We start from the raw sequence: 21,342 nt of genomic DNA, 5'->3' as shown, positions 1-21,342 counted from the left end.
TTACTCGGAGGGGGTTAGAACATGAAGAAAAGAATTGCATTATTACCGGGTGATGGAATAGGCAAAGAGGTAGTGGATGTAACAGTTGAAGTATTAAAAACAGTAGCTGAACATTTTCACCATCAATTTCAGTTTGATTATGGACTTATCGGTGGAGATGCAATTGATCAAAAGGGCAATCCATTGCCAGAAGAAACAATTGCTATTTGCAAGCAGGCAGACGCAATTATTCTAGGTGCTGTTGGTGGACCAAAATGGGATCAAAATCCAATGGAGCTTCGCCCTGAACGTGGACTATTAGCACTCCGAAAAGAGCTTGATTTATTTGCGAATCTTCGCCCGATTACAACGTTCGATAGCTTACTAGATTCTTCCCCTTTAAAGAAGGAGTATGTTAATGGAGTAGACTTTGTTATCGTACGGGAACTAACAGGTGGGTTGTATTTCGGTAAACCGAGTGAACGCATAACGTATGAAGGTCAAGAGGCTGTTGTTGATACACTTCTTTATAAGCGCTCTGAGATTGAGAGAATTATTGAATCAGCATTTGAAATTGCTTCAAAACGACGTCGAAAACATATTACATCAGTTGATAAAGCAAATGTATTAGAATCTAGTCGTGTTTGGAGAGAAGTAGCTGAGGAGGTAGCAAAACGCTATCCTGAAGTTACACTTGAACATATGTTAGTGGATAATGCAGCAATGCAGCTAATACGTTCACCAAAACAGTTTGATGTTATTGTGACTGAAAATATGTTCGGAGATATTTTAAGTGATGAGGCGTCAATGATTACTGGATCACTTGGTATGTTAGCATCTGCAAGTCTTTCTTCTACAGGTTTACATTTATACGAACCAATTCATGGTTCAGCTCCTGATATTGCTGGGAAAAACATAGCAAATCCTGTAGCGACTATTCTGTCTGCAGCGATGATGCTTCGCCAATCATTTGGTTTAGAGGAAGAAGCAAAAGCCATTGAAAAAGCTGTTGATAATGTATTGAACTCTGGAACTCGTACAGCAGATCTTGCTCAAGGAAATAAAGCTGCCTCAACAAAACAAATGGCTGAAGAAATTAAAAATGCACTTGCAGATGACCATGCTATATTAAACATTATGGAAGCTTATTCGTAAACCTTAGATATAATGAAGAAGGTAGTTTTTAATTATTCGAACGAATGTAAGTAATATAGTGTTTTTATAAAACCTATTTTGTATGAGGGGCCTGACACTTACTTCGTCAGCCCCTCATTTTTCAATCAAAGAGGGGGTTTTTAGACCATGACCGTGAAACCGAGAACTATAATTGAAAAAATTTATGATGAGCATATTGTTCAACAAGAACAAGGCAAACCAGATCTAATATATATAGATTTACATTTAATCCATGAGGTTACCTCACCACAAGCATTTGAAGGATTACGTGAAAAAAACCGTCAAGTAAGAAGACCAGACCGAACGTTTGCGACAATGGATCATAATGTTCCAACTGTTAATCGTTTTGTTATAGAAGATGAGGTTGCCAAAAATCAAATTAGTGCATTAGAACGAAACTGTAAAGAATTTGGTATTCGCTTAGCAGACTTAACAAGTGAAGATCAAGGAATTGTTCATGTTATAGGGCCTGAGCTTGGATTGACATTACCAGGAAAAACAATTGTTTGTGGTGACAGTCATACATCTACACATGGAGCATTTGGTTCAATTGCTTTTGGTATAGGAACGAGTGAGGTAGAACATGTTTTAGCAACGCAGACTTTATGGAGACAGCGTCCAAAAACACTTAATATTCATGTGCCTGGTAAGCTTCAAAAAGGAGTTACTGCAAAGGATGTTATTTTAGCTGTTATTGGTAAATATGGTGTTCGCTTTGGAACAGGATTTATCATTGAATATACAGGTGAAGTTATAGAGAATCTTTCTATGGATGAGCGTATGACTATTTGTAATATGTCAATTGAAGCAGGAGCTAGAGCTGGATTAATTGCACCTGACGAAACAACATATTCTTATGTTAAAGGTCGAAAATATGCACCAAAAGGTGAAGAGTTTGATAAAGCAGTAGAGTATTGGCAAACGTTGAAGACTGATGAAGGTGCAGAGTATGATGAAGTTATTACACTAAAAGGTGAAGATATTCCACCAATGGTAACTTGGGGAACAAATCCTGGAATGTCAGTTGGTGTTGATGAGAAAACACCAGATCTTGCTAGCTTTACTAATGAAGAAGAAGTTGATGAAGCTAAGCGTGCATACAGCTATATGGGACTTGAGCCTAACACGCAAATTGAGAAAATTACAGTTGAGCATGTATTTATAGGGTCTTGTACAAATTCACGTATAACAGACTTAAGACAAGCGGCAGAAGTGATTACAAGTCTAAAAGGATTAAAAGTTCCTTCAACTGTTCGTGCGATGGTTGTACCAGGATCACAAAAGGTTAAAAAGGTAGCAGAAGCAGAAGGTCTTGATGTGATTTTTAAAGAAGCTGGCTTTGAATGGAGAGAATCAGGCTGTAGTATGTGCTTAAGTATGAATAACGATGTTGTACCAGACGGAGAACGTTGTGCTTCAACATCTAACCGAAACTTCGAAGGAAGACAAGGTAAAGGTGCTAGAACTCATTTAGTTAGTCCAGCAATGGCAGCAGCCGCGGCTCTACATGGCAGATTTGTAGATGTCCGTCATATCAAGGAAGGTGCAATGTCCTTTTAATTTGTGGAAGCAGTATAGAATGAAGGATATCCATCTAAGAAGAAAAATTGCCACCATGTTATATACTTTGCTGTTGACTTTCGAAAATAAACTAAAATAGAAGCTATATTATGAATGAGTAACTTTAGGAGGGGAAATATGAAACCTTTTACAACACATACAGGGAAAGTAGCTGTATTAAATCGTGCAAATGTTGACACAGATCAAATCATTCCAAAGCAATTTTTAAAGAGGATAGAGAAAACAGGATATGGTAGATTTGCGTTTTTTGATTGGAGATACCTTCCAGATGGAAGTGAAAATCCAGAATTTGAATTAAATCAAGAAAAAAGTAAAGGTGCCTCTGTTCTACTTGCTGGTGAGAACTTTGGTTGTGGATCATCTCGTGAGCATGCACCATGGGCTCTATCAGATTATGGATTTCAAGTGATTTTAGCACCTTCTTATGCTGATATCTTTCATCAAAACTGTTTGAAAAATGGAATTCTACCTATAGCTTTAGATCAATCTGTTTTAGATTTAATACGTCAGAAATCACATGTTGAAGGCTATGAATTGAAAATTGATTTACAGAATCAAGAGATTTTAGATAATGATGGATTATCACAAGATTTTTCTGTTGATCCTTATTGGAAAGATATGCTTTTATATGGTAAGGATGAAATAGATTTAACGTTAAATTATGGTGAAAATATCACGAAATTTGAAGATACTAGAAAAGCAACATTTCTATGAGCGTAAAGTTAATTTAATAAAGGATATTCATTAATTGTTGAGCTTCTCTTAAAAATGAAGCTCAATTTTTTTGTTTGTGACTATTAACAAGTTCGTTCCATTTCGCTCCAGACACAAGATTCGCCTGGGAGGAAGCTCGAGTCTCCTTGGCTTCGCCTGTGGGGTCTCACCCTTTCCTCTACACCCGCAGGAGTCAAGTGTCTTCCGCTCAATTCCACTATAATGTATCCAACTGCAATAAAATCTTTCAAAATACTTTTGTGAAAAATCAAATGCATGTAATGAATATTAAACAACAAAATATAATTATTAAGAAAATAAATTAACCCAAAACTCATTTCAGAAAGAAATACCTCCTAGTATAAAATAGTATTTTTTATACTAGGATCGATAGACTCTATGCAAGCCTGTTAACTTCAATCAACAAATTACATAATAAGCATCATTAAGCACTATCGCTGACTTTGTTTCTAAAAAATATATTTAGTTTACCGTTATAAAAATTAAATTAAATTTACTGTTAGAACTTGCGCTTGTTTTCCAAGTCTTGGATTGTTACACTTGTATGCATACAAAGGTTGCTGGAGTTGACCACATATGAAAGAAGATAAACGATCAAATGTTATCCCTTTTCCGAATTTAAAAGAGAAATTTTTGGATAAAGGAATGGCACTATTAAAGGAAAAGAAATACACTGAAGCACTTGGTATGTTTTCAGAAGCAAAAGCATTAAATGAGGATAAGGCAGAAATTTATTTAGGGATGGCCATTTGCTTGATGGAGCTTGGTGAGTTAAATGAAGCAAAAGATGTTTGTAAAAAAATGCTTCAAGAAGATATTGGGCATTATTTTACTGTTCTACAAATTTATTTAACAATCTTGATTCAATTAAGAGAGTATCAAGAAGTACAAGCAACAATAGAGGCTGTTTTAGAAGAAAATAACCTTCCTGCTGAAAGTGCTGAACATTTTTACAAATTATTAGAGTTCAGTAGGAAAATGACACAAAATCAAGATGATATCGTTGAGGATTTAGAAGAAAACCAGGAACCTACGATGTACATAGAAGATATTCTTGAAGATGTCTCAAAGCAAATGTCCTATATTGAGTCTTTAAGAGATCGAAATATTAATAAACACTTTTCCTCACTAAAGATATTGTTGGAAAATCCTATGACTCACCCTATGGTTAAAACAATGATATTGCATTTGATGATTGAAAATGAGATAAGCAAAGAAGTAACAGTAACGAAGTTTGGAGAATCAATGAGTATAATACCTTCTGATCTGAAAGATATTTCAGATCATCTTTTCACAAAAAAGGTATTAAATATATTAGACGATACACTAGGAATAGAAAATCCTACTCTTTATGAAGCTGTAAAAGAAATCTGGATTAGGCATTTATATGTACTATATCCATTTTTACCAAAACCAACTGAAGCAAAACTATGGGCAGCAGCTCTACAAATTGTTGGCTATGAAATGCATGGAATTGGGTTAGAAGAAGAAGAAATAGAGAAATTGTATGATAAATCAATTGCTCATCTAGAGGAAGCCTGTCAAAAAATATATCAAATAGAAGAAATTTCTTATATGCAAATATAAGCTAAATGTTGAAAGGTATATATTCTATGTTATAATTAAATGGTTGCAAAATAGTGATCATCGTAAATTAGGTCTTTTTTATCGTGGGCAAAATAGGCCTTCTTTTTTATTACGAAATCCTGAGCATGGTTAGTATCCGGTTATTGTTTACCGTACATAAAAACAGGTATATGATCTAGGCAGTTTGTTCAAACTGGACAAGCAGCCAAAAATTACCTATCACTTATTCGCACATCATAATAGATCTTTGGAGGGAACAACATATGTCAGTAAAATTTGAAAAACTTGAGGGGAACGAAGGCGTTCTTACGGTTGAAGTATCTGCAGAGGACTTCACACAAGCACTTGATGAAGCATTCAAAAAAGTAGTAAAACAAGTATCTATTCCAGGATTCCGTAAAGGCAAAATCCCACGTGGCATGTTCGAACAACGCTTTGGTGTTGAATCATTATATCAAGATGCTTTAGATATTATCTTACCAAAAGCATATCCAAATGCAGTTGACGAAGCTGGAATCGATCCTGTTGATCGTCCTGAAATTGATGTTGAACAAATCGAAAAAGGCAAAAGCTTAATCTTCACTGCTAAGGTTACAGTAAAGCCTGAAGTTAAATTAGGTGAATACAAAGGTCTAGAAGTTGAAAAACTTGACGATACTGTAACAGATGAAGATATTGAAAATGAGTTAAAACAACTTCAAGAGCGCAATGCTGAGTTAGTTGTTAAAGAAGAAGGTTCAATTGAGAATGGTGATACAACTGTTATCGATTTTGACGGATATGTAGATGGTGAAGCATTTGAAGGCGGAGCTGCAGAAAACTACTCGTTAGAAATTGGATCAGGATCATTTATCCCAGGTTTTGAAGAACAGCTTATTGGTCTAGAAACAGGTGCTGAGAAGGAAGTAGAAGTAACTTTCCCAGAAGAATACCATGCAGAAAATCTTGCAGGTAAGCCAGCTGTATTTAAAGTAAAAATTCACGAAATTAAAACAAAAGAGCTTCCAGCTTTAGATGATGAATTTGCTAAAGATGTTAACGAAGAAGTTGAAACTCTTGATGAACTTAAAGCTCAAACAAGAACTCGTCTTGAAGAAGCTAAAAAGACAGAAGCTGAAAACCACTTACGTGATACATTAGTAGAAAAAGCTGCTGCAAGTGTTGAAGTTGACATTCCAAATGCATTGATTGAAAATGAAATTTCAAGAATGATGCAGGAGTTTGAACAACGTCTTCAAATGCAAGGTATGAATTTAGAGCTTTACTTCCAGTTCTCTGGACAAGATGAAGAAGCACTAAAAGCACAAATGAAAGATGATGCTGAAAAACGCGTTAAATATAACTTAACTCTTGAAGCAATTGTAAAAGCAGAAAACATTGAAGTTTCTGATGAAGATGTAGAAGCAGAAATCGCTAAAATGGCTGAAATGTATAACATGCCTGTTGAAAACGTTAAACAAGCATTAGGTGGATCAGCTGATGGACTTAAGGAAGATCTAAAAGTTCGTAAAGCAATTGATTTCCTTGTAGAAAATAGCAAAGTTGTTGCATAATATAATTATAGAACAAGGCGCGAGTAGATCGTGCCTTGTTTTGTACAAATAAGGCTGTTAATAGTTCAGTTACATATTGCTAACTCGTTAAGTCTGGAGTTCCATTTTATACATAGTATGAAATTTAAGTTTGCATATAATAGATCACTTTTAATAACCATGTTTTAAATATATTCCTTTGGGAATGATATAAGAAAGCCATTACATACATAAAATAAGATAACATGCATCACCGTTCTTACTAAAAAATCATGAACACTTGCAGGATAGGGTAGTTGAGGCTTATTTGTTTTGTCAATCTTCATCTTTGTAACCTTTTTCAGGTGACAAAAGTAGTATCACTACCTCTCATTGCTCTACTTATGGTAAAATGCAATACATACCTGTTTTACAATTTCTGTTTGAGGAACTACTACCTACATGGAGAGATTTGGGTAGCTCGGATTGATTGAGATAAAGATATAAGGGGTGAAACAATGTTTAAATTTAACGACGAAAAAGGACAACTAAAATGTTCGTTTTGTGGTAAAACTCAAGATCAGGTTCGTAAATTAGTTGCAGGACCTGGAGTATATATATGTGATGAGTGTATTGAACTCTGCACAGAAATCGTAGAAGAAGAACTTGGTACTGAAGAAGAAGTAGAATTTAAGGATGTACCAAAACCAAAAGAAATTAATGATATCCTTGATGAGTATGTAATTGGTCAAGATAATGCGAAAAAATCATTGGCAGTGGCTGTTTACAATCATTATAAAAGAATCAATTCCAATAGCAAAATTGACGATGTTGAATTATCAAAAAGTAATATCTCAATGATTGGTCCAACTGGTAGTGGTAAAACTCTACTTGCACAAACATTAGCTCGTATACTTAATGTACCATTTGCAATTGCTGATGCTACGTCATTAACTGAAGCTGGTTATGTTGGGGAAGATGTTGAAAATATCTTACTAAAGCTTATCCAAGCTGCAGACTATGATGTTGAAAAAGCTGAAAAAGGCATTATTTATATTGATGAAATTGATAAAGTTGCTCGAAAGTCTGAAAATCCATCGATTACACGTGACGTTTCAGGTGAGGGAGTTCAGCAAGCTTTATTAAAAATTCTTGAAGGTACTGTGGCAAGTGTTCCACCTCAGGGCGGAAGAAAACATCCACATCAAGAATTTATTCAAATTGATACAACGAACATTTTGTTTATATGTGGTGGGGCATTTGATGGTATTGAACAAATCATCAAGCGTCGTCTAGGCAGAAAAGTAATTGGCTTTGGATCTGATAATAAAAATGCTGATCTAGACAAAAAAGCACTTCTTTCACAGGTATTACCCGAAGATTTACTTAAATTCGGTTTAATTCCTGAATTTATCGGACGTTTACCTGTTATTGCAAGCTTGGAGCCGCTTGATGAAGAGGCTTTAGTTGAAATATTAACTAAGCCAAAAAATGCATTAGTTAAGCAATATCAGAAAATGCTTGATTTAGATGGAGTGGAACTGGAATTTGAAGATGGTGCACTGTTAGAAATTGCGAAAAAAGCAATTGAAAGAAAAACAGGTGCTCGTGGACTTCGCTCGATCATCGAAGGAATCATGTTAGATATGATGTTTGACTTACCATCAAGAGATGATATTGTTAAGACAATTATTACGGATGAAGCAGTAAAAGGTGAAATGCCACCTAAACTTGTCTTAAAAGACGGAACTGTTATACAAGAAGATAAAAAGACTTCTGCTTAATTGCATATTTATTAAAAAGGGATGAAAGCTGTTTACAGCTCTCATCCCTTTTTTGAATGCATAATGAGTAAGACCTGAATCATAATCAAAGGAAATTCTTCGATAGAATCTTTAAATGATGTTTAATCCTTCCATTGCTAGGAGATACTAGCTATAAATAACCGCTTCTAAAATAGTTAAAAAATAGTGTTGCTTTAGAATGACAAGTAGTAGCTTGTCTTTTGTTAGCTATCAGGATATTTCCCCTAACTACATAACGATTTTTATTCGATTTTTTTTATTGGGAATAACTACAGACTGTTTATTTGTTCATTTAGTAAGTTTTTTATCTGAAAGAATGTTGTTTGTAAAGGTACGAGGCTTATGTTGTGTGTATTAACCTTCTTGGTTCGTAATTTGTTTTATGGAAAGTGTAAATCAAAATGAAAACATAACCAAAAATCTCTTAAAAGTATCTCTAGAAGCAACATGTGTTAAAGATTACCATTAATCTTTAACAAAGACTTAAAGTATTTAGATTTAATTTATTTTTCACCTTTGTGGTAATAAGCATCTTAGTAGGAGGGACGACAATGAGTTGGACAAGTATTGCTTTGTTTATTCAATTGTTCTTTGGAATTATTATAGGAATGTATTTTTGGAACCTATTAAAAAATCAACGGTCACAAAAAGTCTCAATTGATCGTGAATCTAAAAAAGAGATGGAACAGTTGAGAAAAATGAGGGCTATAAAGCTAACGGAACCATTAGCGGAGAAAGTTAGACCAAATAGTTTTGATGATATTGTTGGACAACAAGATGGTATTCGTTCACTACAAGCTGCATTATGTAGTGCTAATCCACAGCATGTTATTGTATATGGGCCACCTGGAGTTGGAAAAACAGCTGCAGCAAGACTAGTATTAGAGGAAGCGAAACGAAATAAACGTTCACCATTTAATAATAACGCTGTATTTGTAGAGTTAGATGCTACGACTGCAAGGTTTGATGAAAGAGGAATTGCAGATCCTTTAATTGGCTCAGTACATGACCCTATCTATCAAGGTGCAGGTGCTATGGGACAAGCTGGGATTCCACAACCAAAACAGGGTGCAGTAACACATGCTCACGGTGGTGTTTTATTTATTGATGAAATTGGTGAACTTCATCCAATTCAAATGAATAAACTTTTAAAAGTTCTTGAAGATCGAAAAGTATTTTTAGAAAGTGCTTACTATAATGAAGAAAACAATCAAATTCCAACACATATTCATGATATTTTTAAAAATGGATTTCCAGCAGATTTCCGCTTAATTGGTGCAACAACACGAACACCAAATGAAATCCCACCTGCAATTAGATCAAGATGTTTGGAAGTGTTTTTTAGAGAATTAGAGCAGGATGAATTAAAAGTAATTGCAAAAAAAGCTGCTAGTAAAGTAACCATGGACGTAAGTGATGAAGGCATTGATTTATTAACATCTTATGTACGAAATGGTCGTGAAGTTGTTAACTTAATGCAAATTGCAACAGGTGTTGCATTATCTGAGGATCGTGGCATCATCACAGTTGAAGATATTGAATGGGTGATTAATTCTAGTCAATTAACACCTAGATATGATCGTAAAATAAATGAAAGTTCTAAGGTAGGTTTAGTTAACGGATTAGCTGTTCATGGACCAAATACAGGGGCGCTACTGGAAATTGAAGTAACGGTTATTTCAGCAGAGAAGGACAAAGGCACGATTAACATTACAGGTATTGTGGAGGAAGAAAGCATAGGCGATCGATCAAAGTCGATTAGAAGAAAAAGTATGGCAAAAGGCTCGATTGAAAATGTAATAACTGTTTTGCGTTCAATGGGAATTAATGCGAGCGATTTTGATATCCATGTAAATTTCCCAGGTGGAACACCGATCGATGGACCGTCAGCAGGTATTGCAATGGCAACAGGTATCTTTTCAGCTATACACCGCATAGCAATTAATAATAAAGTCGCAATGACTGGAGAAATAAGTATCCATGGAAATGTAAAGCCTATCGGAGGCGTTATTCCTAAAATTAAAGCAGCAAAGAAGGCTGGAGTAGAAACTGTTATTATTCCACAAGAAAATATGCAATCAATTCTAAAGGAAATTCAAGGAATTAAAATTGTACCTGTTTCTAATTTACAGGAAGTGTTTGATTTAGCACTTGTTGATCCACCAACTGAAAAGATTGAACCGATTATCCAAAAGGAGTCACAAGATTTTCCACAGCAAGAATCTGTATAATAGGAGAAAACCTACTCGAGTATATATAAGACCTCGAGTAGGTTTTTTTTAGCAATTTATTATGGTTAAAAAATGCATTCGAAGGTGTTAAAGTTTATTTTTTATGTTAGCCACTAAGCTAAACATTTTTTTATGTAAAACAACTACTCTTATGTAAATGGCTCATTTTTAAAAATGATTTTCACATTTTCTTTTTCAAATGTAAGGAATAGGGTATACTACGTATGGAATTGGTTGTTGTAAAGTTGTTACAAATAGACACTTGAAAAAGAATAAGATAGAATTGAACAATAACTTACTATTATGTCATGGAGGTGTAAACGCATGGCGAAATCAACTACTCAAATCGTCCCACTTCTTCCGTTAAGAGGCTTATTAGTCTATCCGACGATGGTATTGCATCTTGACGTAGGAAGAGATAAGTCTGTACAGGCGTTAGAGAAGGCAATGATGGAAGATCATATCATCTTTTTAACAACACAAAAAGAGATTTCGATAGATGAGCCACAAGAAGAAGACATTTATGAAATTGGTACTTTAACAAAGATTAAGCAAATGCTTAAATTACCAAATGGGACAATTCGCGTTCTCGTAGAAGGAATCGAACGAGGAGAAATAGAACGCTTTGTTGAAGAAGATAACTATTATTCTGTAGAAATAACCATGCATAAAGACCCAGAAGAAAAAGGTGTGGAAGAAGAAGCTTTAATGAGAACAATGTTGGAATACTTTGAACAATACATAAAGCTTTCTAAAAAAGTATCCGCAGAAACATATGCAACTGTTTCAGATATTAATGAACCAGGTCGTATGGCAGATATTATATCATCTCACCTACCGCTTAAGCTTAAAGAAAAGCAAGAGGTTCTTGAAACTCTTGATGTGAAAGAAAGATTAAATAAAGTAATTTCGATTATTCATAATGAAAAAGAAGTTCTTCAGCTTGAAAAAAAGATTGGTCAGCGTGTTAAGCGTTCAATGGAAAGAACACAGAAAGAATATTATCTGCGCGAGCAAATGAAGGCTATTCAGAAAGAACTTGGAGAGAAGGAAGGGAAACTTGGAGAAGTTTCTTCACTATCTGAAAAGATTGAAGCAGCTGGAATGCCTGATCATGTTAAATTACTTGCTTTAAAGGAACTTGATCGTTATGAAAAAGTTCCATCAAGCTCTGCAGAAAGTGCCGTTATTCGAAATTATATTGATTGGCTACTTTCTTTACCTTGGACAAACGCAACTGAAGATCGATTAGATGTTAATGTTGCTGAGAATATTCTAGACGAAGATCACTATGGCTTAGAGAAAGTAAAGGATCGTGTGATTGAATATTTAGCTGTTCAACAGCTGACTAATTCGCTAAAAGGTCCTATACTATGTTTAGCAGGACCTCCTGGAGTTGGGAAAACATCCTTAGCACGATCAATCGCAAAATCATTAAACCGTCATTTCGTCAGAATTTCTCTAGGTGGAGTAAGAGATGAATCTGAAATTCGTGGTCATCGCCGAACATATGTGGGAGCAATGCCAGGAAGAATTATTCAAGGGATGAAAAAGGCAGGAACAATTAACCCAGTGTTCCTTCTAGATGAAATTGACAAAATGTCCAGTGATTTCAGGGGAGATCCTTCAGCCGCTTTACTAGAAGTATTAGATCCAGAGCAAAACCATAATTTTAGTGATCATTATATTGAGGAAACATATGATCTATCAAAGGTAATGTTTATTGCAACAGCAAATAATTTGGCGACAATACCTGGTCCTCTCCGTGATCGTATGGAAATCATTACGATTGCTGGGTATACCGAGCTAGAAAAAGTCCATATAGCAAAAGATCATCTACTACCACGCCAGTTAGAAGATCATGGCTTAAAGAAAGCGAATTTACAAATACGCGAAGATGCGATTCAAAGTATTATTCGTTACTTTACTAGAGAAGCAGGAGTACGTGGTTTAGAGCGTCAATTAGCTTCGGTTTGTCGAAAGGCAGCCAAGCTTGTTGTAAAGCAGGAGCGTAAGAAAATTATTGTTACGGATAAAAATATTGAAGAGTTTCTTGGTAAAAAGCAATTTAGATATGGACAGGCCGAGCTCGAGGACCAAATTGGGGTTGCAACAGGTTTAGCTTATACAACGGTTGGTGGAGATACATTATCAATAGAAGTATCAGTTTCACCTGGTAAAGGAAAATTGATATTGACTGGTAAGCTTGGCGATGTTATGAAAGAGTCAGCACAAGCTGCTTTTAGCTATATTCGCTCTCGAGCTGAAGAGCTAAAAATTGACCGTGATTTTCATGAGAAAAATGATATCCATGTCCATGTTCCAGAAGGTGCTGTTCCGAAGGATGGGCCATCAGCAGGAATCACAATGGCAACAGCTCTTATATCAGCTCTAACTGGTAAACCTGTTCGTAAAGAAGTTGGAATGACTGGGGAAATAACGTTACGTGGAAGAGTGCTTCCAATAGGCGGATTAAAAGAGAAAACGCTAAGTGCGCATCGTGCAGGGTTAACTAAAATTATTGCACCTAAGGATAATGAAAAAGATTTAGATGATATCCCAGAAAGTGTTCGTAATGAACTAACCTTTGTGCTTGTGTCACATTTAGATGAAGTATTAAAACATGCGTTAGCAGAGGAGAAATAATGAAGGTTACAAGTTCTGAAATTGTTATTAGTGCTGTGAAGCCTGCGCAATATCCGGATGTGAATATTCCTGAGATAGCATTAGCAGGTCGATCAAATGTAGGGAAATCATCATTTATAAATAAAATTCTAGCAAGAAAGAATCTTGCTAGAACTTCATCTAAACCCGGTAAAACACAAACATTGAATTTTTATATAATTAACGAAGTTCTTCATTTTGTTGATGTACCTGGTTATGGATATGCAAAGGTTAGTAAAACAGAGCGTGAAGCATGGGGAAGAATGATTGAAACATATATTACAACACGAGAACAGCTGAGGGCTGTTGTGTTATTAGTGGATGTTCGTCATCCTCCATCAAAAGATGATGTTTTAATGTATAACTTTTTAAAGCATTATAATATCCCAACAATTATTGTTGCGACAAAAGCGGATAAAATCCCTAAAGGGAAATGGCAGAAGCATGTTAAAGTGATTAAAGATACATTAGACATGGATAAATCAGATTCCTTAGTTTTATTTTCATCAGAAACTGGTCAAGGTAAAACAGAGGTATGGAGCATTATTGAACACTATACTTCATAATGGAAAAAGGCTGACTAAATGATAGTCAGCCTTTTTGGCGTTATTTAGCTTTAGGAGTATAAAATCCGAAGCATCTATCCCCTATCACACGTCAGAGCAAGTTTCTATGTTTTTATGCACGATTACTTGCGTTTCTTCATTAATAATAAGTAGCTACCAATTATAATAAGTAAAAGTGGCCAATATTTTTCAATTAGCGTTGCGAAATTTTGAAGTAATGTAATTGATTCAATGATCTTTTGGAAAAAATGCAGGAATAATCCAGTAGCGAATAATGCAAATCCTTGAACATAGCCTGTTTTCGTTTTAATAGAAGTTAAAATCATCCCTATTGCTAATATGAATAAAAACGCAGCAGGGTGATCTGGCCATGAAGTGAGTTTATCATAGTAAATGAAATGCACACCAAGTCCAGTTAAGATAACTCCTGGTAATATAGATGAAAAATCTTGGGCAAAATGTCCACTAATTAAGAATGCAAAGCCTAGTAAAATTAATAACATTTGCCAACTATTTTGGAAATTAAATAAATGGATATTAAAATTTTGGATAGAATAAAAAATACCGAGAGCCAATAAGATAATTGCTGGTAATAATTTTTGGTTTTTCATCGTACACCTCTAGGAAATTAATTGATGAAGTCGAGCCTTTTTAGTAAACTTAGTTGCTTTAGCATATTTAAGGAATAGCACTGTATAAAGTCTAGTGGCATCTTTTCATCGTAAAATATACATTTTAACTAGCAACAAATTTATAAAAAAAGCTTTATTTCATACTTGGTAAATTGTAATACTAATAGAAGCCATTAGCTTGATTATTACGTTAATATTTGTTATTGTACTCATTGAGAGTATGAGTAATTTGTCTTAGTATGTAGAATGTTTACTGAGAATAGATGATCTTCAATAAATATTGAACAAACATATTTTATCATATAGTTTCAAACACTGTTCACATTTTTAAACAGAGTTTTCACTATAAGATGATATACTAGTAAATAGAGATCCTTGTATGTGGGGGTGTAAAAGGGAATGCATATACTTGTTGTCGGGCTAAACTATAAAACTGCCCCTGTTGAAATTCGCGAGAAGCTTAACTTTCAACCAGATGAGCTTGCAGTTGCGATGCAACAGTTAAAAAAACAAAAAAGTGTACTTGAAAATGTAATTGTTTCTACATGTAATCGAACTGAGTTATATGCGGTAGTTGATCAGCTACACACTGGTCGTTACTATATAAAAGCATTTTTAGCTGAGTGGTTCGGTTTAGATAAAGATGAGATCACACCATATTTAACGATTTTTGAACAAGATGGAGCACTTGATCACTTGTGTAAAGTTGCTTGTGGGCTAGATTCAATGATTCTAGGTGAAACACAAATATTAGGACAGGTTCGTTCTAGCTTTTTACTTGCTCAGGAACATAACACAATTGGTACAATCTTTAATCAATTGTTCAAGCAAGTTATCACATTAGCTAAACGCTCACATTCTGAAACAGATATAGGTGCAAACGCAGTATCTGTTAGTTATGCAGCTGTGGAGCTGGCTAAAAAAATCTTTGGTGATTTACGTTCAAAGCATGTCCTTATTTTAGGTGCCGGAAAAATGGGCGAGCTTGCTGTGCAAAATTTACATGGCAGTGGTGTTGGAAAAGTAACTGTTATGAATAGAACATTGCAAAAAGCAGAAGAGCTAGCAAATCGTTTTGATGGTAATGCGAAGGGGATTAACGAACTTCAATGTGGCTTGATTGAAGCGGATATTCTTATTAGTTCAACAGGAGCTAAAAACTTTGTGATTACAAAGGAAATGGTCACTCATGTTGAGAAAATGAGAAAAGGTCGCCCATTGTTTATGGTTGATATTGCTGTACCGAGAGATTTAGATCCAAAGCTAGCAGATTTAGATAGTGTTTTCCTATATGATATCGATGATCTTCAAGGAATTGTAGAGGCGAATCTTCAGGAACGTAAAGTTGCTGCTGAGAAAATTGAACTTATGATTGAGGAAGAGATCGTTCAATTTAAGCAATGGATTAATACATTAGGTGTTGTACCAGTCATTGCTGCTCTTCGTAATAAAGCACTAACTGTTCAAGCAGAAACAATGGAAAGCATTGAACGAAAAATGCCAAACTTAACTGAACGTGAAAGAAAAGTGCTTAATAAACATACGAAAAGTATCATCAATCAATTGCTAAAAGATCCTATTGTTAAAGTAAAGGAACTTTCTGCTGAACCAAACGCTCAAGAATCATTGGACCTTTTTAAAAAGATATTTAACATTGAAGAAGATGTTGAAGAACAAATGGTTAAAGAAAGATTGGAAAAGCAATCATTAAGATCTAATGAGCAGATGATCGATTATCGTGCTTCACTTCAATCGTAAGTGAAAGGACCTTTCATTATGGAAATGAGTTTGACTAGAATTAATGAAGTTACCATCATTCTTTATGCATTATGTGTACTTTTATATTTTATAGATTTTCTTAATAATAACCGGAAGGCGAATCGTGCTGCCTTCTGGTTACTTTCTATTGTTTGGCTTTTGCAAACAATTTTTTTATTTGCTCGTATGTTTGAAACAGGGCGCTTTCCAGTTCTTAATATGTTTGAAGGGCTATATTTTTACACCTGGGTACTTGTAACACTCTCTGTTGTAATAAACAAATTTCTTCGAGCAGAATTTATTATCTTTTTTACAAATATAATTGGATTCATCATGATGTCCATACACACATTTGCACCTGCGCAATATGAGTCTGCTGCAGTATCAAGTCAGCTAGTATCAGAGTTACTATTAATACATATTACGATGGCTATTTTATCCTATGGCGCTTTTTCACTGTCATTTGTTTTTTCTACTTTATATGTTATTCAACATAACTTATTAAAAAAGAAAAAATGGGGAAAACGTCTGCTTCGTATAGAAGACTTGTCAAAGCTTGATCACATGTCTTATGTATTAAATGTTATTGGAGTGCCGATGCTTCTATTAAGCTTGATATTAGGTATTATTTGGGCATATATCAAAGTTGTAAACTTTCATTGGTATGATGCAAAAATACTAGGTTCTTTTACAGTTTTACTCACATATAGTGCTTACTTGTATATAAGAATTGTAAGAGAATTGCAAGGTAAATCAGTAGCATTAATGAATATCGCAGCTTTTCTAGTGTTATTAATAAATTTTTTCTTATTTGGTAGTTTATCAAGATTTCATATTTGGAATTCATAAAGATATCTTTGGATGTAGTAGGAGGAAAACATGCGTAAAATTGTCATAGGCTCAAGACGAAGTAAATTAGCATTAACGCAAACGAATTGGGTAATTAATCAATTAAAAGCTTTTGGTTTACCCTTTGAATTTGAAATAAAGGAAATCGTAACAAAAGGTGATCGAATCTTAGATGTGACTTTATCAAAGGTTGGTGGGAAAGGGTTATTTGTTAAAGAAATTGAGCAGGCAATGATTGATGGTGACATTGATATGGCTGTACATAGCATGAAAGATATGCCTGGTATTCTTCCAGATGGTTTAACAATTGGTTGTATTCCGAAACGAGAAGACCATCGAGATGTACTAATTTCAAAGGATCATAAAAAGCTTTCTGAGCTTCCAGCAGGAGCAATTATTGGCACAAGTAGTTTAAGACGAAGTGCACAGCTATTGATCGAACGACCTGACATAGAAATTAAATGGATTCGAGGAAACATTGATACCCGACTTGATAAATTAAAAACTGAAGATTATGATGCTATTATTTTAGCAGCAGCCGGTTTATCAAGAATGGGTTGGAGTAAGGATGTTGTGACAGAATTTCTAGAGCCTGAGTCATGCTTACCTGCAGTAGGTCAAGGTGCATTAGCAATTGAGTGCCGCGAAAATGATGAAGAGCTATTAAACTTACTAGAAAAGTTAACAGATAAAAGAACTAAGTTAGCTGTAACAGCAGAAAGAACCTTTTTAACAAAAATGGAGGGTGGCTGCCAAGTGCCAATTGCAGGCTTTGCAACGGTAAATGAAAATGATGAAGTTTCATTTACTGGGTTAATCGCTTCTCCTGATGGAAAAGAGTTATATAAGCAACATGTAACAGGTAGTAATCCTGAAGAATTAGGCAAAAAAGTTGCTGAAGCTTTAACGAAACAAGGTGCAAAAGAATTGATTGACCGAGTGAAAGAGGAGCTAGATCAATAATGAAAAGTGTAGATCCTTTGCAAGGGAAGCGAGTATTAATAACACGAGCGAAATCTCAGGTTGAAGGATTTATTCGCAAAATTGAAGAGTCAGGTGGAGTAGCCATTTCTGCTCCACTTCTTCAAATAGAACCAAATGATTCGAATGAAGCGGAAATTTCTACCATACTTAGTAAACTTGAAGATTATCATTGTATTGTATTCACCAGTGCAAATGGTGTCACACATTTTAAACATTACCTAGATAAATATCATATATCCTATGATTATCTACAGCATCTAATTGCTGCTTCAGTTGGTAGAAAAACAAGTAAAAAAATGAAAGATATCGGCCTAGAAGTCTCAATTGTTCCAGAGGAATTCGTTGCTGAAAAATTAGCAGAAAGCATATCCACTAACCTACATACGAACGCTAAAATACTTGTAATCCGTGGAAATCTAGCACGACCAACCCTTGTAACTGAATTACAAAACAAAGGGTATGAAGTAACAGATCTGGTTGTCTATAAAACAGTACATAATGTTTCAGAAGCAAAAAAGCTACAAAGTCATATAGTGAACGATGAGCTTGATTATATAACCTTCACAAGCTCTTCAACGGTTGATAGCTTTATGAAGGTACTTAATCAAGTAGAACTACATCATCATTTAAAAAAGTTGACTTTTATCTGTATTGGGCCAATTACGAACGATACACTGAAAGGCTACGGATTTATAGGGTTTATGCCACAATCTTATACAATAGATGATATGGTACAGTTAATGATAGAACTTGAGGATAACTAAGGGAGGACTTCTAATGAATATCGAATTTACAAGACATCGTCGTTTACGAAATAGTGATAGTATGAGATCAATCCTAAGAGAAACACATCTTAGAGCAGAGGATTTTATTTATCCTATTTTTGCAGTTGAAGGGGAAAATAAGAAAAATGAAGTTCCATCTATGCCAGGTGTTTTTCATTTATCACTAGATCTATTAAATGCTGAGATAGAAGAAATTGTTTCATTAGGTATTAAATCTATTATTTTATTCGGAGTTCCAGAAGAAAAAGATGATGTTGGTACACAAGCATATCATGATAATGGAATCGTACAACGTGCAACAAGACAGGTTAAGGAAGCTTTTCCAGAGCTTGTTGTAGTGGCTGATACTTGCTTATGTCAATACACTGATCATGGACATTGTGGCATTGTAGAGAATGGAAAAATATTAAACGATCCTACATTAGATTTATTAGCACGTACTGCAGTGAGTCAAGCAAAAGCTGGTGCAGATATTATTGCCCCATCAAACATGATGGATGGCTTTGTTGCAGCAATCCGCTATGGTTTAGATGAAGCTGGCTTTGAGCATATTCCGATTATGTCTTATGCTGTTAAATATGCAAGTGCATTTTATGGTCCTTTCCGTGATGCAGCACACAGTACACCACAGTTTGGTGATCGTAAAACATATCAAATGGATCCGGCTAATCGTGATGAAGCGTTAAGAGAGGCTCAATCAGATATTGAAGAAGGTGCAGATTTCTTAATTGTGAAACCGGCTTTAGCTTATTTAGATATTATTCGTGATGTAAAAAACAACTTTAATGCACCTGTTGTTGCTTATAACGTAAGTGGAGAATATTCAATGATTAAAGCAGCCGCGCAAAATGGCTGGGTAGATGAAAAAGCAATGGTTATGGAAATGCTAATTGGAATGAAGCGTGCAGGTGTAGATTTAGTCATTACTTATTTTGCAAAAGATGTGGCACGTTGGTTAAAAGAAGATCAACAATGAATAAAGCAATCAATTGTAAGAAAGGGGAATACTAATGAGAAGTTATGCGAATAGTGAAAAGGCATTTAAAGAAGCGCAAACATTAATGCCTGGAGGAGTAAACAGTCCTGTACGTGCATTTAAATCTGTTGGAATGAACCCAATTTTTATGGAGCGTGGAAAAGGCTCTAAAATTTTTGATATTGATGGTAATGAGTATATCGATTATGTATTATCTTGGGGTCCGCTTATCCACGGTCATTCAAATGACACAGTTGTGGAAGCTATTAAAAAGGTTGTTGAATCAGGAACAAGCTTTGGAGCCCCAACTTTAATTGAAAACGAATTAGCACAGCTTGTTATTGATCGTGTGCCGTCAATTGAAGTTGTTCGTATGGTGAGCTCTGGAACGGAAGCTACGATGAGTGCCTTGCGCCTTGCAAGAGGTTATACTGGCAGAAATAAGATTATTAAATTTGAAGGATGTTATCACGGTCATGGAGATTCTTTATTAATTAAAGCTGGCTCTGGTGTTGCTACATTAGGTTTACCAGATAGTCCTGGTGTACCAGAAGGTATTGCAAAGAATACCATTACAGTACCTTACAATGATCTTGAAAGTATTCGTTATGCATTTGAACAATTCGGAGAAGATATTGCAGGTGTAATCGTAGAGCCTGTAGCAGGTAATATGGGAGTTGTTCCACCACTGCCTGGCTTCTTAGAAGGATTGCGTTCAGTTACGGAAGAGTTTGGTGCTTTGCTAATCTTTGATGAAGTGATGACAGGCTTTAGAGTTGATTATGGATGTGCTCAAGGGTTTTACGGCGTTACACCTGACTTAACTTGTCTAGGAAAAGTAATTGGTGGAGGCTTGCCTGTAGGTGCGTACGGTGGGAAAGCGGAAATTATGCAGCAAATAGCTCCAAGTGGACCAATTTATCAAGCAGGTACTTTATCAGGAAATCCTTTAGCAATGACAGCTGGACTTGAAACATTAAAGCTGTTAACAAAGAATTCTTATAAAGAATTCCAACGTAAAGCAGATCTCCTTGAAGAAGGACTTTCAAAAGCTGCAGCTGAATATGAAATTCCACATACAATTAACCGTGCAGGTTCTATGATCGGCTTCTTTTTTACAGACAAAGAAGTGACAAACTATGAAAAAGCAAAATCATCTAATCTTGAATATTTTGCAAAATATTATAGAAGTATGGCAAACGAAGGTGTTTTTCTACCACCATCGCAATTTGAAGGACTATTTCTTTCAACAGTACATACTGATGAAGATATTCAATATACAATTGAGGCAGCTAGAAAATCATTTGCTGGTCTTAAATAAAGCTAGTAATATCGCGTTGCGTGAATCCTTATAAAAGGGATTCACGCTTTTTTGTGGTTAGCATGCAACTTAGAGGCGTTTGGAAGAGTAAAGGTCGTCGTAGTTATGTATGATGAAGCCTATAAAGGAGTGGAAGGGGAAGTACGTCAAAGCCGTGAAGAAACCCGTAAAGTGTAAATGATAAGAAAAGGATGTACAATTT

At 35.1% G+C, this 21,342-nt stretch carries 16 protein-coding genes; 15 read left to right on the top strand and 1 reads right to left on the bottom strand.

What is annotated here, in order from left to right; translation table 11 throughout:
• The first annotated feature begins 21 nt into the window (after positions 1-21).
• The 9 genes from leuB to yihA all read left to right on the top strand — a co-directional run bounded on the left by leuB (position 22) and on the right by yihA (position 13,835).
• Positions 22-1,134, top strand: coding sequence for a 3-isopropylmalate dehydrogenase (leuB, locus tag FS935_RS13825; protein ID WP_146949205.1), 1,113 nt, complete (start codon positions 22-24; stop codon positions 1,132-1,134).
• Between the two features lie 153 nt (positions 1,135-1,287).
• Positions 1,288-2,715, top strand: coding sequence for a 3-isopropylmalate dehydratase large subunit (leuC, locus tag FS935_RS13820; RefSeq protein ID WP_146949430.1), 1,428 nt, complete (start codon positions 1,288-1,290; stop codon positions 2,713-2,715).
• Positions 2,716-2,853: 138 nt separating this feature from the next.
• On the top strand, positions 2,854-3,450 hold the full coding sequence (leuD, locus tag FS935_RS13815) for a 3-isopropylmalate dehydratase small subunit (RefSeq protein WP_146949203.1): 597 nt from the start codon (positions 2,854-2,856) through the stop codon (positions 3,448-3,450).
• Positions 3,451-4,047: 597 nt separating this feature from the next.
• Positions 4,048-5,058, top strand: coding sequence for a tetratricopeptide repeat protein (locus FS935_RS13810; RefSeq protein WP_146949202.1), 1,011 nt, complete (start codon positions 4,048-4,050; stop codon positions 5,056-5,058).
• Positions 5,059-5,321: 263 nt separating this feature from the next.
• Complete coding sequence (gene tig / locus FS935_RS13805; protein WP_146949200.1) at positions 5,322-6,611, top strand: trigger factor; 1,290 nt, start codon at positions 5,322-5,324, stop codon at positions 6,609-6,611.
• A gap of 476 nt (positions 6,612-7,087) precedes the next feature.
• Positions 7,088-8,353, top strand: coding sequence for an ATP-dependent protease ATP-binding subunit ClpX (clpX, locus tag FS935_RS13800; protein WP_146949199.1), 1,266 nt, complete (start codon positions 7,088-7,090; stop codon positions 8,351-8,353).
• Positions 8,354-8,925: 572 nt separating this feature from the next.
• Complete coding sequence (lonB, locus tag FS935_RS13795) at positions 8,926-10,605, top strand: ATP-dependent protease LonB (RefSeq protein WP_146949198.1); 1,680 nt, start codon at positions 8,926-8,928, stop codon at positions 10,603-10,605.
• Positions 10,606-10,929: 324 nt separating this feature from the next.
• Positions 10,930-13,251, top strand: a complete 2,322-nt coding sequence (gene lon, locus FS935_RS13790; protein WP_146949197.1) for an endopeptidase La — start codon at positions 10,930-10,932, stop codon at positions 13,249-13,251.
• Entirely contained in the window at positions 13,251-13,835 is a 585-nt protein-coding gene (yihA, locus tag FS935_RS13785) for a ribosome biogenesis GTP-binding protein YihA/YsxC (protein WP_146949195.1), read from the top strand. The genes lon and yihA overlap by 1 nt, the downstream gene beginning before the upstream one ends.
• A gap of 122 nt (positions 13,836-13,957) precedes the next feature.
• On the opposite strand, the gene FS935_RS13780 is transcribed toward yihA, so the two are convergent.
• Positions 13,958-14,446 carry a LiaF transmembrane domain-containing protein gene (locus FS935_RS13780; RefSeq protein WP_146949194.1) on the bottom strand — a complete coding sequence of 163 codons (489 nt, stop codon included), beginning with the start codon at positions 14,444-14,446 and terminating at the stop codon, positions 13,958-13,960.
• 420 nt (positions 14,447-14,866) lie between these two features.
• Here FS935_RS13780 and hemA point away from each other — a divergent pair, with 420 nt between their 5' ends.
• Genes hemA through hemL form a run of 6 tightly spaced genes read left to right on the top strand, consistent with a single transcriptional unit; the run spans position 14,867 to position 21,140 of the window.
• Positions 14,867-16,225 (top strand): glutamyl-tRNA reductase, encoded by a 1,359-nt coding sequence (hemA, locus tag FS935_RS13775; protein ID WP_146949193.1) that lies wholly within the window; start codon positions 14,867-14,869, stop codon positions 16,223-16,225.
• Positions 16,226-16,243: 18 nt separating this feature from the next.
• Positions 16,244-17,074 (top strand): cytochrome C assembly family protein, encoded by an 831-nt coding sequence (locus FS935_RS13770; protein ID WP_439116655.1) that lies wholly within the window; start codon positions 16,244-16,246, stop codon positions 17,072-17,074.
• 30 nt (positions 17,075-17,104) lie between these two features.
• Positions 17,105-18,037 carry a hydroxymethylbilane synthase gene (gene hemC / locus FS935_RS13765; protein ID WP_146949192.1) on the top strand — a complete coding sequence of 311 codons (933 nt, stop codon included), beginning with the start codon at positions 17,105-17,107 and terminating at the stop codon, positions 18,035-18,037.
• Positions 18,037-18,822, top strand: a complete 786-nt coding sequence (locus FS935_RS13760) for a uroporphyrinogen-III synthase (RefSeq protein ID WP_146949191.1) — start codon at positions 18,037-18,039, stop codon at positions 18,820-18,822. The genes hemC and FS935_RS13760 overlap by 1 nt, the downstream gene beginning before the upstream one ends.
• A gap of 13 nt (positions 18,823-18,835) precedes the next feature.
• Positions 18,836-19,819, top strand: a complete 984-nt coding sequence (hemB, locus tag FS935_RS13755; protein WP_146949190.1) for a porphobilinogen synthase — start codon at positions 18,836-18,838, stop codon at positions 19,817-19,819.
• Between the two features lie 34 nt (positions 19,820-19,853).
• Entirely contained in the window at positions 19,854-21,140 is a 1,287-nt protein-coding gene (gene hemL, locus FS935_RS13750; RefSeq protein WP_146949189.1) for a glutamate-1-semialdehyde 2,1-aminomutase, read from the top strand.
• Positions 21,141-21,342 lie beyond the last annotated feature (202 nt).

Source organism: Metabacillus litoralis (genome assembly GCF_007994985.1).
GTDB lineage: Bacteria > Bacillota > Bacilli > Bacillales > Bacillaceae > Metabacillus > Metabacillus litoralis.
This window is presented reverse-complemented; position numbering and strand designations above follow the sequence as displayed.